The 13,345-nt window shown below is 70.8% G+C and carries 14 protein-coding genes; 10 read left to right on the top strand and 4 right to left on the bottom strand.

Annotated features, from left to right (window positions below; translation table 11 throughout):
- Positions 1–81: 81 nt before the first annotated feature.
- From NQU55_RS05920 to NQU55_RS05890, 7 genes are all read left to right on the top strand, one after another.
- Positions 82–678, top strand: coding sequence for a 2-oxo-4-hydroxy-4-carboxy-5-ureidoimidazoline decarboxylase (locus NQU55_RS05920; protein WP_256789936.1), 597 nt, complete (start codon positions 82–84; stop codon positions 676–678).
- Between the two features lie 231 nt (positions 679–909).
- On the top strand, positions 910–1,290 hold the full coding sequence (gene sdhC, locus NQU55_RS05915) for a succinate dehydrogenase, cytochrome b556 subunit (RefSeq protein WP_168091746.1): 381 nt from the start codon (positions 910–912) through the stop codon (positions 1,288–1,290).
- Positions 1,291–1,298: 8 nt separating this feature from the next.
- Complete coding sequence (locus NQU55_RS05910) at positions 1,299–1,775, top strand: succinate dehydrogenase hydrophobic membrane anchor subunit (protein ID WP_058045913.1); 477 nt, start codon at positions 1,299–1,301, stop codon at positions 1,773–1,775.
- 20 nt (positions 1,776–1,795) lie between these two features.
- Positions 1,796–3,550: a succinate dehydrogenase flavoprotein subunit gene (gene sdhA, locus NQU55_RS05905; protein WP_168091745.1), complete on the top strand. Its 1,755-nt coding sequence runs from the start codon at positions 1,796–1,798 to the stop codon at positions 3,548–3,550.
- Entirely contained in the window at positions 3,550–4,308 is a 759-nt protein-coding gene (locus NQU55_RS05900) for a succinate dehydrogenase iron-sulfur subunit (protein WP_168091744.1), read from the top strand. Before sdhA ends, NQU55_RS05900 begins: the two co-directional genes overlap by 1 nt.
- Before the next feature lie 134 nt (positions 4,309–4,442).
- Positions 4,443–5,222, top strand: coding sequence for an alpha/beta fold hydrolase (locus tag NQU55_RS05895; protein ID WP_168091743.1), 780 nt, complete (start codon positions 4,443–4,445; stop codon positions 5,220–5,222).
- Positions 5,223–5,303: 81 nt separating this feature from the next.
- Positions 5,304–6,857, top strand: coding sequence for an ABC transporter substrate-binding protein (locus NQU55_RS05890; protein WP_168091742.1), 1,554 nt, complete (start codon positions 5,304–5,306; stop codon positions 6,855–6,857).
- Positions 6,858–6,879: 22 nt separating this feature from the next.
- Here NQU55_RS05890 and NQU55_RS05885 read toward each other — a convergent pair whose 3' ends face one another.
- Complete coding sequence (locus tag NQU55_RS05885; RefSeq protein WP_168091756.1) at positions 6,880–7,092, bottom strand: SCO4848 family membrane protein; 213 nt, start codon at positions 7,090–7,092, stop codon at positions 6,880–6,882.
- Positions 7,093–7,297: 205 nt separating this feature from the next.
- On the opposite strand from NQU55_RS05885, the gene NQU55_RS05880 reads away from it, so the two are divergent.
- The gene (locus tag NQU55_RS05880) at positions 7,298–8,635 is read left to right on the top strand and encodes a D-alanyl-D-alanine carboxypeptidase family protein (RefSeq protein WP_505017568.1); all 1,338 of its coding nucleotides are present in this window, start codon (positions 7,298–7,300) and stop codon (positions 8,633–8,635) included.
- 46 nt (positions 8,636–8,681) lie between these two features.
- Here the strand turns inward: NQU55_RS05880 and NQU55_RS05875 are convergent, their stop codons facing one another.
- The 3 genes from NQU55_RS05875 to trpS all read right to left on the bottom strand — a co-directional run bounded on the left by NQU55_RS05875 (position 8,682) and on the right by trpS (position 11,341).
- The gene (locus tag NQU55_RS05875; RefSeq protein WP_168091741.1) at positions 8,682–9,557 is read right to left on the bottom strand and encodes a YihY/virulence factor BrkB family protein; all 876 of its coding nucleotides are present in this window, start codon (positions 9,555–9,557) and stop codon (positions 8,682–8,684) included.
- 49 nt (positions 9,558–9,606) lie between these two features.
- On the bottom strand, positions 9,607–10,194 hold the full coding sequence (locus NQU55_RS05870; RefSeq protein WP_168091740.1) for a 2'-5' RNA ligase family protein: 588 nt from the start codon (positions 10,192–10,194) through the stop codon (positions 9,607–9,609).
- A gap of 133 nt (positions 10,195–10,327) precedes the next feature.
- Complete coding sequence (trpS, locus tag NQU55_RS05865; protein ID WP_058045905.1) at positions 10,328–11,341, bottom strand: tryptophan--tRNA ligase; 1,014 nt, start codon at positions 11,339–11,341, stop codon at positions 10,328–10,330.
- Between the two features lie 124 nt (positions 11,342–11,465).
- On the opposite strand from trpS, the gene rocD reads away from it, so the two are divergent.
- Positions 11,466–12,671, top strand: a complete 1,206-nt coding sequence (gene rocD, locus NQU55_RS05860; RefSeq protein WP_256789935.1) for an ornithine--oxo-acid transaminase — start codon at positions 11,466–11,468, stop codon at positions 12,669–12,671.
- Positions 12,672–12,781: 110 nt separating this feature from the next.
- Entirely contained in the window at positions 12,782–13,345 is a 564-nt protein-coding gene (locus tag NQU55_RS05855) for a TetR/AcrR family transcriptional regulator (RefSeq protein WP_168091738.1), read from the top strand.

Below are 13,345 nucleotides of genomic sequence, written 5' to 3'. Positions count from 1 at the left end.
TGTCCACCGCGCACCGGAATCCGCCCCCGTCCGAATGAAATTCATCCATACGCCGGACGGTGGCCGAGAAGCATCGCTACGGTGGCGGCCCGGTTTGACTCCTTCACCCGCCCGGTGCCGCCGGGTCCAGCTGCCGGAGGTTCGGAGATCACGCTCTACGGCCTCGACCGCCACGGCCTCGACCGGCTCAACTCCGCCGCGCCCGGCGCGGCCGAGGCCGCCCTCCTCGCCTGCTGCGGCAGCCGCCGCTGGGCCCGCCGCCTCGCCGACCTGCGCCCCTACCCCGACCTGCGCACCCTGCTGAACACCGCGGAGCACGCCGCCCGCGGGCTGGCCCCCGCCGATCTGGCCGAGGCGCTCGCCGACGAGACCGTCCCCCAGCACCTCCTGACGGGCCCCGGCGTCACCGAGGCGACCCGCGGCGCGCTGCGTCAGGCCCAGGCCGCCTACGAGGCCAGATTCGGCCATGTTTTCGTGCTCTGCCTGGACGGCAGCCGCCCGGACGACGCCCTGGACCGCGCCCTGGCCTCCTTGCGCGCCCGGCTCGCCGCCACCCCGGCCCAGGAGGCCGCCGTCACCGCCGCGGAGCTCGCCCGCCTCGCCCGCGGCCGGCTCACCCGGCTGGCCCCGGACACCCCGCCCATGCGGCCGCGCACCGCCCGGCCGTGCGGGACATAACACCCATTCGGACGGACGTCGCAGGCCAGACCGGGTGTGGAATTCTCCGCAGAGTCACCCCGTACGGCCCTTGACGGGCGCACACATGCCTGTTTGATCACACCTGCGGACCCCGGGACGCCGAACCGACAAGGCGTCGCTACGATGGCCAGGGCCGGTGGACCGTACCCGGCCGGGCCCGACCGACAGAGAAGCCGGCAGGCCCTGATCCCCGCTCCCGGAGGGTTTTCCGTGCCGGCTGGAACGCTGTACCGCGGCCGGGAAGGCATGTGGTCCTGGGTGGCTCACCGAGTCACCGGCGTCCTCATTTTCTTCTTCCTGTTCGTGCACGTCCTGGACACCGCTCTCGTCCGCGTCTCCCCCGAGGCGTACGACGACGTCGTCGCGACGTACAAGACGCCCCTCGTGAATGTGATGGAGTATGGCCTCGTCGCCGCCATCCTCTTCCACGCGCTCAACGGCCTCCGCATCATCGCCGTGGACTTCTGGTCCAAGGGCCCGCGGAAGCAGAAGCAGATGCTGTGGTGGGTCGTCGCCATCTGGGCTGTGCTCATGGCAGGCGCCTTCTACCCCGTGCTCCAGCACACGCTGCGCACGCTGTTCGGGAGCTGAGTCGCGAAATGTCTGCTGAAACCACCCCCGCCACCGCCGCCGCGGCCGACGTCTCCCTCTACGACGTCGACAACCCGGCCCCGGTCATCGAAGCGCCCCGCAAGCGCACCAAGAAGACCCCGAAGACGACCCGCACCAACTTCGAGCTGTACGGCTGGCTGTTCATGCGGCTGTCCGGCATCGTCCTGGTCGTCCTGGTCCTCGGCCACCTGCTGATCCAGCTCGTCCTCGACGGCGGCGTCAGCAAGATCGGCTTCGCCTTCGTGGCCGGCCGCTGGGCCTCGCCGTTCTGGCAGGCCTGGGACCTGGTCATGCTCTGGCTCGCGATGCTCCACGGCGCCAACGGCCTCCGCACGGTCATCAACGACTACGCGGAGCGCGCGACGACCCGTTTCTGGCTGAAGAACCTGCTGTACGCGGCCACGGTGTTCACCGTCCTGCTGGGCACGCTGGTGATCTTCACCTTCGACCCGAACATCCGCTAGAGCCCGGGGCTGACGACACCATGAAGATCCACAAGTACGACACCGTCATCGTCGGCGCCGGCGGCGCCGGCATGCGCGCGGCCATCGAGTCGACGAAGCGCAGCCGCACCGCGGTGCTCACCAAGCTCTACCCCACCCGCTCCCACACCGGCGCCGCCCAGGGCGGCATGGCCGCCGCCCTCGCGAACGTCGAGGAGGACAACTGGGAGTGGCACACCTTCGACACGATCAAGGGCGGTGACTACCTGGTCGACCAGGACGCCGCCGAGATCCTGGCGAAGGAGGCCATCGACGCGGTCCTCGACCTCGAGAAGATGGGCCTGCCGTTCAACCGCACCCCGGACGGCACCATCGACCAGCGCCGCTTCGGCGGTCACAGCCGCAACCACGGCGAGGCCCCGGTCCGCCGGTCCTGCTACGCCGCGGACCGCACCGGCCACATGATCCTCCAGACGCTGTACCAGAACTGCGTCAAGGAGGGCGTGGAGTTCTTCAACGAGTTCTACGTCCTGGACCAGCTGATCACCGAGGTCGACGGCGTCAAGAAGTCGGCCGGCGTGGTCGCCTACGAGCTGGCCACCGGCGAGATCCACATCTTCCAGGCGAAGGCGGTCATCTACGCCTCCGGCGGCACCGGCAAGTTCTTCAAGGTGACGTCGAACGCCCACACGCTCACGGGCGACGGCCAGGCGGCCTGCTACCGCCGCGGCCTGCCGCTGGAGGACATGGAGTTCTTCCAGTTCCACCCGACGGGCATCTGGCGCATGGGCATCCTGCTGACGGAGGGCGCCCGCGGTGAGGGCGGCATCCTCCGCAACAAGGACGGCGAGCGCTTCATGGAGAAGTACGCGCCGGTCATGAAGGACCTCGCGTCCCGTGACGTCGTCTCGCGCTCCATCTACACGGAGATCCGCGAGGGCCGCGGCTGCGGTCCCGAGGGCGACCACGTCTACCTCGACCTCACCCACCTGCCGCCGGAGCAGCTGGACGCCAAGCTCCCGGACATCACCGAGTTCGCGCGCACCTACCTCGGCATCGAGCCCTACACGGACCCGATCCCGATCCAGCCCACCGCGCACTACGCCATGGGCGGCATCCCGACCAACGTCGAGGGCGAGGTGCTGGCCGACAACGACACCGTCGTCCCCGGCCTCTACGCCGCCGGCGAGGTCGCGTGCGTGTCCGTGCACGGCGCCAACCGCCTGGGCACCAACTCGCTGCTCGACATCAACGTCTTCGGCCGCCGCGCGGGCATCGCCGCCGCGGAGTACTCGGCGAAGGCCGACTACGTCGAGCTGCCGGAGAACCCGGCGCAGTTCGTGGCCGAGCAGGTCGAGCGGCTGCGCAACTCCACCGGCAAGGAGCGGGTCGCCGAGCTCCGCAAGGAGCTGCAGGAGACCATGGACGCCAACGTCATGGTCTTCCGCACCGAGCAGACCATCAAGACGGCCGTCGAGAAGATCGCCGAGCTGCGCGAGCGCTACAAGAACGTGTCCGTCCAGGACAAGGGCAAGCGCTTCAACACCGACCTGCTGGAGGCCGTCGAGCTGGGCAACCTGCTCGACCTGGCCGAGGTGATGGCCGTGTCCGCGCTCGCGCGCAAGGAGTCCCGCGGTGGTCACTACCGCGAGGACTACCCCAACCGCGACGACGTCAACTTCATGCGCCACACCATGGCGTACCGCGAGGTCGACGCGGAGGGCAAGGACTCGATCCGCCTCGACTACAAGCCGGTCGTCCAGACCCGCTACCAGCCGATGGAGCGTAAGTACTGATGAGCACCGCGACTCTCGACAAGGTCGAGGCCGACTCCGCGGCCTCTCCCTACATCAAGGTCACCTTCCGCGTCCGCCGGTTCAACCCGGAGGTCTCGGACGAGGTCACCTGGCAGGACTTCGAGGTCGACATCGACCCCAAGGAGCGCGTCCTCGACGGTCTCCACAAGATCAAGTGGGACGTCGACGGTTCGCTGACGTTCCGCCGCTCCTGCGCGCACGGCATCTGCGGCTCCGACGCGATGCGCATCAACGGCAAGAACCGCCTCGCGTGCAAGACGCTGATCAAGGACCTCAACCCGTCGAAGCCGATCACGGTCGAGCCCATCAAGGGCCTCACGGTCCTGAAGGACCTCGTGGTCGACATGGAGCCGTTCTTCCAGGCCTACCGCGACGTGATGCCCTTCCTGATCACCAAGGGCAACGAGCCGACGCGCGAGCGCCTGCAGTCCGCCGAGGACCGCGAGCGCTTCGACGACACCACCAAGTGCATCCTGTGCGCCGCGTGCACGTCCTCGTGCCCGGTGTTCTGGAACGACGGCCAGTACTTCGGCCCGGCGGCGATCGTCAACGCCCACCGCTTCATCTTCGACTCGCGCGACGAGGCCGGTGAGCAGCGCCTGGAGATCCTGAACGACAAGGACGGCGTGTGGCGCTGCCGCACGACGTTCAACTGCACGGACGCCTGCCCGCGTGGCATCGAGGTCACCAAGGCGATCCAGGAGGTGAAGCGAGCGCTCATCACGCGCCGCTTCTGACCTCGGGTCCGCTTCCGGACTGCGGCCGGGGCCCGCTCCTCCCTTCCGGGGAGGGGCGGGCCCCGGCCTTTTCCGCACGCGCCGCCCCTCGGGACTTGACCCTGACACCGGTGTCATACGGCAACCTCTTGGCCATGACACAGCTTCCCGCATTCGCCACCACCGTCACCGGCTCCGGCCCCGGCATCCTCCTCGCGCACGGCGCGGGCGGCAGCATCGAGGGCAACTACGCACCGATCCTCCCGGCCCTCGCCGAGCACCACACCGTGGTGGCCCCCGACTATCCCGGCTCCGGTGCGACGCCCCGCGCGGAGCGGCTGACCCTGGACGGCCTCGTGGACGGGATCGTGGCCGCCGCCGACGCGGCGGGCCTCGACACGTTCACCCTCCTCGGCTACTCGCTGGGCACCCTGGTGTCCGTCCGGACGGCGGCCCGCCACCCGGACCGGGTGCGCGGGCTGGTCCTGACGGCCGGTCTGGCCCACCCGGACAACCGCACGATGGCCTCGCTGGACCTCTGGCAGCACTTCCTCGCGGGCGGCGACGTCAAGGCCTTCGCCCGGTTCGTCGCCCTGTCCGGCTTCGGGGAGGACTTCTACAACGCCGTGCCCGCCGAGCACGTGCCGGCCTTCCTGGACCTGATCGCCGCGGGCGTCCCGGCCGGGACCGCCGAGCAGGCCGCCGTGGTGGCGACCGCCGACACCCGGCCCCACCTGGCCGGGATCTCCGTCCCGACCCTGGTGATAGCCACGCTCCAGGACACCCTCGTCTCCCCCGCCAACTCCCGTCTCCTGGCGGACGCGATCCCCGGCGCGGAGTACGCGGAGATCGGGACGGGCCACGTCCCGATGGCCGAGAAGCCGCGCGAGTGGGAGAAGCTGATCGTCGACTTCCTTGCCCGCAAGGAACTCTGACGATCACTTGGCCGGTTTTCCTGACGTACGGCCGTTCCTGTGTTTGAGTGAGGCGCATCACTGGGCGGAGGGGGCGCGGGGATGCGTGGGCTTCGGGCGGGGGCGGCCGTGGTGGCCGCGGTGCTGTTGGCGGGCGGGACGGGAGGGTGTCAGCTGGTCTCGCCGGGGGACGACGATCAGGGGCCGATCACCGTCGGCACCACGGACGCCGTCACCTCCCTCGACCCCGCCGGCGCCTACGACGCGGGCTCCTGGGCGCTGTTCAGCAACCTCTATCAGTCATTGCTGACCTACTCCCCCGGCACGGGCTCCCCCGTGCCGGACGCGGCCGACCGGTGCGACTTCCAGGGGAAGGACTTACGCACGTACCGGTGCGAGCTCCGCGAGGGCCTGAAGTTCGGCAACGGCCGTGAACTGACCGCCGACGACGTGAAGTTCTCCTTCGACCGGATCCTGCGGATCAAGTCGCCCCAGGGCCCGCAGTCGCTGCTGGACACCCTGGAGTCCGTCGCCACCGCCGGCCGGTCGGTCACCTTCCGGCTGCGGGTCCCGGACGCCACGTTCCCGTTCAAGATAGCCACCGGTGCCGGCGCCATCGTCGACAGCTCGCGCTATCCGGCCGACAAGCTGCGCACCGGCACCGAGGCCGACGGCTCCGGCCCGTACGCCCTCAAGAGCTACCGCCCGCGCTCCGTGGCCGAGTTGCGGCCCAACAAGAACTACCAGGGCGCCGTGAAGCACCGGGGCGGCGAGGTGACCGTGCGCTACTTCCGGGACTCGGCCACGATGAGCAAGGCGTGGAAGCAGCGCTCCCTCGACGTCGCCGGGCGCCTGATGCCGCCGTCCGACATCGCCGCGCACTCCCTGTCCGACACCGGGGTGAAGCTGATGGAGAGCGCCGGCTCCGAGACCCGCTCGATGTTCTTCAACCTGCGCGACGGCTCGCCGCTGAAGCAGTTACCGGTCCGCCGGGCCATCGCCGCCGTCATCGACCGCGAGGCCCTCGCGCGCGACGTCCACCACCGCACCGTCGAGCCGCTGTACTCCCTCATCCCCCAGGGCCTCACCGGCCACACCACGTCGTTCTTCGACCTCTACCCCCAGCCGGACCCCGAGTCCGCACGCTCCCTCCTGAGCCGCGCCGGCATCACCACCCCCGTCCGCTTCACCCTCGCCTACTCGCAGGGCGCCGCCACGGACGAGGAGGCGGCGCTGGTCAAGCGGCAGCTGGAGCGCACCGGGCTGTTCGAGGTGACCACGCGGAACGTGGAGTGGACGGAGTTCCGGCAGGGCTACGCCCGGGGCGCCTACGACGCGTACTGCGTCGGCTGGCTGGCCGACTTCCCCGACCCGGACAACTTCACCACCCCGCTCGTGGGCCGGTCCTCCTCCTTCCGCACGGGCTACGCCAACCCGAAGGTGGAGCAGCTCATCGGCGCCACGCAGGACAGCTCCCGGCGCAGCGGGGTCTCGAAGGACTTCCGGGCCATCCAGGACCTCATCGCCCAGGACGTCCCCGTGCTGCCCCTGTGGCAGAAGAAGGACTACGTGCTGAGCAGCGCTTCCGTCTCGGGCACGCAGTACCTCTCCGACGGGACCGGGCAGTGGCGCCTGTGGGAGCTGGGGCGGCTCTGACGGCCCGGCACGCCGGCGGCTTCTATGACCTGCGCCGCAGCGCCCTGACGCCGCGCAACCCGATCAGCCCCACGGCCGTCCCCAGAAGAAACGAGGTGATGGCGAGCGCGAGGTGCACCCAGAAGTACGCGGTCGGGTCGCCCGCGTCGTCGAAGGCGAGACCGCTGCCGTCCTTCCACAGATTCTTCGCGAAGGTGATCCAGATGACCCAGCTCCACGCGCCGAAGGCGAGCAGGAACCAGGAGACGGGACGGGAGAGGACGGCGGGGGCGGGAGCCGCGGAGGCCCCGGGCGCGGCGGGGGCGGCGTCGGACGTAGTGCTCGGCATGGGTTTCAGTATGCGTTCGGGTCAGCGCACTAGTCCTATCGGGTCCCCGGCCGTCATCCGAGCCAGTGAGGCGGCGACTGGAACCCCCAGGTGGCGGGGTAGTTTCACGAACGTGCCGACGACGACATCACGCCCCACGCGGGCCGCCGCGACGCGACGACGTCACGGGGCCGCGCTCGCGGCCGCCGCCTCTCTGATCGTCCCGTTGACGACCGCCGCCCCCGCCCTTGCCGAACCCACGCCCTCGCCGACCCCGAGCCGGCCGAGCGTGAGCCCCAGCCCCTCGGGCCTCCGGGCCCCCGGGGGCGCGACCGCCGTGGAGGACGACGGCAAGGGCATCGGCCGGGGCGCGCCCCGCAGGCCGCCCGCGCGGATGTCCACCGTGGGCGGCGAGATGCTGGGCCGGCCGGGCCCGCAGGTGCAGCTCGGCCCGGGCGCGCCGCAGCTGCCCAAGGACCTGAGCGGGCGCTCCTGGCTCGTGGCGGACGCGGAGTCTGGCGAGATCCTCGCCGCGAACAACGCGCACTGGCAGCTGCCGCCCGCCTCGACGCTGAAGATGCTCTTCGCCGACACGGTGCTGCCGAAGCTGCCCCGGACGAAGACGCACCGGGTGGAGCCCTCCGACCTGGAGGGCATGGGCGCGGGCAGCAGCGCCGTGGGGGTGAAGGAGGGGTCCTCGTACAGCGTCCACGACCTGTGGCTGGGCGTGTTCCTGCGCTCGGGCAACGACGCGGTGCGCGTCCTCGCGTCCATGAACGGAGGGATCCCGAAGACCGTGAAGGACATGCAGGCGCACGCCGAGGATCTGCAGGCGCTGGACACCCACGTGGTCACCCCCGACGGCTACGACGCGGACGAGCAGGTCTCCAGCGCGTACGACCTGACGCTGTTCGCCCGTTCGGGGCTGCAGAAGGCGGACTTCCGGGAGTACTGCTCGACGGTGTCGGCGCAGTTCCCCGGCGAGGAGAAGCCGGGCAAGCCGCGCGAGAGCTTCGGCATCGTCAACACCAACCGGCTGCTGACCGGCGAGGGCATGCCGGGCGGCATGCCGTACAAGGGCATGGCCGGGGTGAAGAACGGCTCGACCACCAACGCGGGCAACACCTTCACGGGCGTCGCCCAGCACGACGGGCGCAAGCTGCTGGTGACGGTGATGAACCCGGAGATCCAGGAGCAGTACGAGGTCTACAAGGAGACCGCGCGGCTCCTGGACTGGGGCTTCGAGGCGGCCGGGCACGTCAAGCCGGTCGGCATGCTGGTTCCCCCGAAGGGAGGCGCCGCGGGCGGCAAGGACGGCGCCGGCAAGGCCGGGAGCAGCACGCAGGCGTCGGTGGCGAGCACGGGCTCCGGCGGGATGTGGACGGCCGTGGGGATCACGGGCGGGGCGCTGGTGGCGCTGGCCGCCGGAGCGTTCGTGGTGCACCGCCGCTGGCCGCGGCCGAAGGGGTAGCCGGTACGTCGCGGGTCCGGCGGTTCCGCATTCCGCCGGACCGGCCTCAGTCCTCCATGAGGTCCTTCTCCCGGGGCGGCTCGCCCGGCGTCGGCGTGGCCGTCCAGGCGGCGCAGAACAGCACCAGCTTCGCCATGAAGTTGATCCACAGCAGCAGGGCGACGGGCGTGCCGAAGGCCCCGTACATGCTCTTCGCCGCCACTCCGCGCAGATAGCCGCCGAGCAGCAGTTTCAGCAGCTCCAGGCCGACCGCCCCGAGGAGCGCGCCGACGACGAGGCGGCGCCGCGGGGGCAGGACGCCGGGCAGCCGGGAGAGCACGTAGAGCATCAGCAGGAAGTCGGCGAGGACGGCGATGCAGAAGCCGGCCCCGGTCAGCAGCACGCCGATGCCGTCCAGCCCGGTCCTGGTGGCCACCCAGTCCACGGCCGCCGACGCGAAGGCCGAGCAGCCCAGCGAGAGCAGCGCGACGCCGCCGAGGCCGAGGAGCAGCCCTCCGTCCTTGAGCCGGAGCAGGACGGGGTTCCCGGGGCTCTCCTCCTTCTCCCAGACCGCGCGCAGGCACTCCCGCAGCGAGCCGATCCAGCCGATGCCGGTGAACAGGAGCAGCGCTCCGGCCACGATCCCGACCGTGCCGGCGTTGTCGACGAGAGTGCTCAGGTCGAGCTGGCCGGAGATGCCGGGCACCTGCTCGGCGAGGCGCCGCTCCAGGTCCCGCATCTGCTCCTCGCTGAGCAGGGCCGCGCCGACGGCGGCCCCGACGGTGAGGAGGGGGAAGAGGGCCACGAAGCTGATGAAGGTGATCGCGGCGGCGAGCCTGGTCCACTTCACCCGGTCCAGGGTCTCGTACGAGCGCCACGCGTGGGTCCGCATGAGGCGGGTGATCAGGGGCCCGATGAAGGGGAGCCGCGTCAGCCATTCCATGGCGTACGTCTACCACCCGGGCGGGCGGTTACGCCCGCGCCGAGCTGCGCTAACGCGAAGGCGCGGGGGGTCGTACGCCGGTCTGCTGGGGGACGGCCGGCGCCGTCCCCTCCCCCTCCCCGAACGGATACTCGCGCTCCAGGCGCCACACGCCGTCCTCGCCCTGCTCGTAGAGGGCGAAGGAGTCGATCGTCCAGGCGGCCCCGAAGCCGGCGAGCTCCTCGTAGGCCCGGTCCATGGCCTCCTCGGCGATGCCGTGGGCGACGGTGACGTGCGGGTGGTACGGGAACTGCAGCTCGCGGGCGACGGGCCCGGAGGCGTCCCGGATGCGCTTCTGCAGCCAGGCGCAGGAGGCGGAGCCCTCGACCACGTTGACGTAGACGACGGGCGAGAGGGGGCGGAAGGTGCCGGTGCCGGACAGGCGCATGGGGAAGGCCCGGCCCTCGGCGGCGACCCGGGCGAGGTGCTCCTCGATCGCGGGCAGGGACGAGGTGTCGACCTCGGTGGGCGGCAGCAGGGTGACGTGGGTGGGGATGCCGTGCGCGTGCGGGTCCCCGAAGCCCTCGCGGCGCTTCTGGAGGAAGCTGCCGTACGGCTCCGGGACCGCGATCGAAACGCCGAGCGTTACGGTCCCCATTGCGTTCTCCCTCCTGTGCGCCTGTATGTCCCCGTGGCCAGTGTGACGGCTGTGCCACACCCCGTGCCAGAGCTCCTGGTCCCGTACGGGCCGGGACCAGGGGCCCGGAGCGCTTCCGGTGGCCCGGCCGCCCTCAGTGCTTGGCGGGCAGGAAGCCCACCTTGTCGTACGCCTGGGCGAGCGTCTCCGCCGCGACCGCGCGGGCCTTCTCGGCGCCCTTCGCCAGGACAGAGTCCAGCGTCTCCGGGTCGTCGAGATATTCCTGCGTGCGGGCGCGGAAGGGCGTCACCCAGTCCACCATGACCTCGGCGAGGTCGGTCTTGAGCGCACCGTAGCCCTTGCCCTCGTACTTCTGCTCCAGATCCGCCATTCCCGTACCGGTGAGCGTGGCGTAGATGGTGAGCAGATTGCTGACGCCAGGCTTGTTCTCCGGGTCGAAACGGATCACCGTGTCGGTGTCGGTGACCGCGCTCTTGATCTTCTTGGCGGAGACCTTGGGCTCGTCGAGGAGGTTGATCAGGCCCTTGGGGTTCGCCGTCGACTTGCTCATCTTCGCCGACGGGTCCTGCAGGTCGTAGATCTTCGCGGTCTCGCGGACGATGTGCGCGGCCGGGAGGGTGAAGGTGTCGCCGAAGCGGCCGTTGAAGCGCTCGGCCAGGTCGCGCGTGAGCTCGATGTGCTGGCGCTGGTCCTCGCCCACCGGGACGGCGTCCGCCTGGTAGAGGAGGATGTCGGCGACCTGGAGGATCGGGTAGGTGAACAGGCCGACCGTGGTGGCCCCGGCGCCCTGCTTGGCGGACTTGTCCTTGAACTGGGTCATCCGGGAGGCCTCGCCGAAGCCGGTGAGGCAGTTCATCACCCAGCCGAGCTGGGCGTGCTCGGGGACGTGGCTCTGCACGAAGAGGGTGCAGCGCTCGGGGTCCAGTCCGGCGGCGAGAAGCTGGGCCGCGGCGAGGCGGGTGTTGGCCCGCAGCTCCTTCGGGTCCTGCGGCACGGTGATCGCGTGCAGGTCGACCACCATGTAGAAGGCGTCGTGGGTCTCCTGCAGGGCCACGTACTGGCGGACGGCACCGAGGTAGTTCCCCAGGTGGAACGAGCCTGCGGTGGGCTGGATACCGGAGAGAGCGCGCGGTCGATCGAGGGCCATGCGCACATTCTCTCAGGTGCGCTGCCCGACTCCGTCCGACGGTGGGGCCGTGAGTAGTAGAAAGGTGGAACAGGGGGCACAGCAATGCCCGCACACGCATGCCCGTACACGAACGGAGCACACGGTGACTTCCACGGAACGCAGCATCGCCGCCGCCGAGGCCCACAGCGCGCACAACTACCATCCGTTGCCGGTCGTCGTCGCGTACGCGGAGGGCGCCTGGATGACGGACGTCGAGGGGCGGCGCTATCTCGACATGCTCGCCGGGTACTCCGCGCTCAACTTCGGCCACGGCAACCGGCGTCTGATCAACGCCGCGAAGGCGCAGCTCGATCGGGTGACGCTGACCTCGCGCGCCTTCCACCACGACCGCTTCGCCGAGTTCTGCACCGAGCTCGCCGCGCTGTGCGGCAAGGACATGGTGCTGCCCATGAACACGGGCGCGGAGGCGGTCGAGACGGCCGTGAAGACCGCCCGCAAGTGGGGCTACAAGATCAAGGGCGTGCCGGACGGCCGGGCGAAGATCGTCGTGGCGGGCGGCAACTTCCACGGCCGCACCACCACGATCATCAGCTTCTCGACGGACGAGGAGGCCCGGGCGGACTACGGCCCGTACACCCCGGGCTTCGAGATCGTCCCCTACGGCGACCTGGCCGCGCTGGAGGAGGCCGTGGACGACCACACGGTCGCCGTGCTGCTGGAGCCGATCCAGGGCGAGGCGGGCGTGCTCGTGCCGCCGGCCGGCTACCTGACGGGCGTGCGGCGGCTGACCGCCGAGCGCGGGGTGCTGTTCATCGCGGACGAGATCCAGTCCGGGCTGGGCCGCACCGGCAGAACGTTCGCGTGCGACCACGAGGACGTCGTCCCCGACATGTACGTGCTGGGCAAGGCGCTGGGCGGCGGCGTGGTGCCGGTGTCCGCCGTGGTGGCCTCCCGGGAGGTCCTCGGCGTCTACCGGCCCGGCGAGCACGGCTCGACCTTCGGCGGGAACCCGCTGGCCTGCGCGGTGGCGCTGGAGGTCATCACGATGCTGAAGTCCGGCGAGTTCCAGCAGCGGGCCACGGAGCTCGGCGAGCACCTCCACCAGGAGCTGGGCCTGCTGGTGGGCGGCGGCGCCGTCGAGGCGGTGCGCGGGCGCGGCCTGTGGGCGGGCATCGACATCGCCCCGTCGCACGGCACGGGCCGGCAGATCTCGGAGCGGCTGATGGAGCGGCGCGTGCTGGTGAAGGACACCCACGGGTCGACGATCCGGATCGCCCCGCCGCTGGTGATCAGCAAGGAGGACCTGGACTGGGGACTGGACCAGCTGCGGGCGGTGCTGGGCTCCTGACGGAGAGTCACGAGTGAAAGAGATGTGACAGAGGGGCCGGCGTGTGCGCCGGCCCCTCTGTCACATCCGGGAGTTGATCTTCTGTACCTACTAGTAGGTACACTCTTTTCATGAGCACCCCGGAACGCCTCATCGAGAGCACCCGCGAGCTGCTGTGGGAGCGCGGCTACGTCGGCACCAGCCCCAAGGCCATCCAGCAGCGCGCCGGAGCCGGCCAGGGCAGCATGTACCACCACTTCAGCGGCAAGCCCGACCTCGCGCTGGCCGCGATCCGGCGGACGGCGCAGGAGATGCGCGGCAAGGCCGAGCAGCAGCTCGGCGGGCCCGGCACCGCCGTGGAGCGGATCACCGCCTATCTGCGGCGCGAGCGCGACATCCTCAAGGGGTGCCCCGTCGGGCGGCTGACGCAGGATCCGGACGTGATGGCCGACGCCGCGCTGCGGGCGCCGGTGGACGAGACGTTCGTGTGGCTGCGGGGCCGGCTCGCCGAGGTGCTCGCAGAGGGCGTCGCGCGCGGCGAGCTGTCCGCGGGCCTCGACCCGGCGGTCACCGCCGCGACCGTCGTCGCCGTCCTCCAGGGCGGCTACGTCCTGGCCCGCGCCGCCGGTTCGACGGCGCCCTTCGAGCAGGCCGTCGACGGGGTGCTCGGGCTTCTCGCCGCGCAGTCCGCCTGA

The organism is Streptomyces telluris (assembly GCF_024519335.1).
Classification (GTDB): domain Bacteria; phylum Actinomycetota; class Actinomycetes; order Streptomycetales; family Streptomycetaceae; genus Streptomyces; species Streptomyces telluris.
This window is presented reverse-complemented; position numbering and strand designations above follow the sequence as displayed.

Coding starts and splice junctions, on each gene's coding strand:
- NQU55_RS05910 (WP_058045913.1), top strand. CDS start 1,299: ATGTCTGCTGAAACCACCCCCGCCACCGCCGCCGCGGCCGACGTCTCC.
- sdhA (WP_168091745.1), top strand. CDS start 1,796: ATGAAGATCCACAAGTACGACACCGTCATCGTCGGCGCCGGCGGCGCC.
- NQU55_RS05900 (WP_168091744.1), top strand. CDS start 3,550: ATGAGCACCGCGACTCTCGACAAGGTCGAGGCCGACTCCGCGGCCTCT.
- NQU55_RS05895 (WP_168091743.1), top strand. CDS start 4,443: ATGACACAGCTTCCCGCATTCGCCACCACCGTCACCGGCTCCGGCCCC.
- NQU55_RS05890 (WP_168091742.1), top strand. CDS start 5,304: ATGCGTGGGCTTCGGGCGGGGGCGGCCGTGGTGGCCGCGGTGCTGTTG.
- NQU55_RS05875 (WP_168091741.1), bottom strand. CDS start 9,557: ATGGAATGGCTGACGCGGCTCCCCTTCATCGGGCCCCTGATCACCCGC.
- NQU55_RS05870 (WP_168091740.1), bottom strand. CDS start 10,194: ATGGGGACCGTAACGCTCGGCGTTTCGATCGCGGTCCCGGAGCCGTAC.
- trpS (WP_058045905.1), bottom strand. CDS start 11,341: ATGGCCCTCGATCGACCGCGCGCTCTCTCCGGTATCCAGCCCACCGCA.
- NQU55_RS05855 (WP_168091738.1), top strand. CDS start 12,782: ATGAGCACCCCGGAACGCCTCATCGAGAGCACCCGCGAGCTGCTGTGG.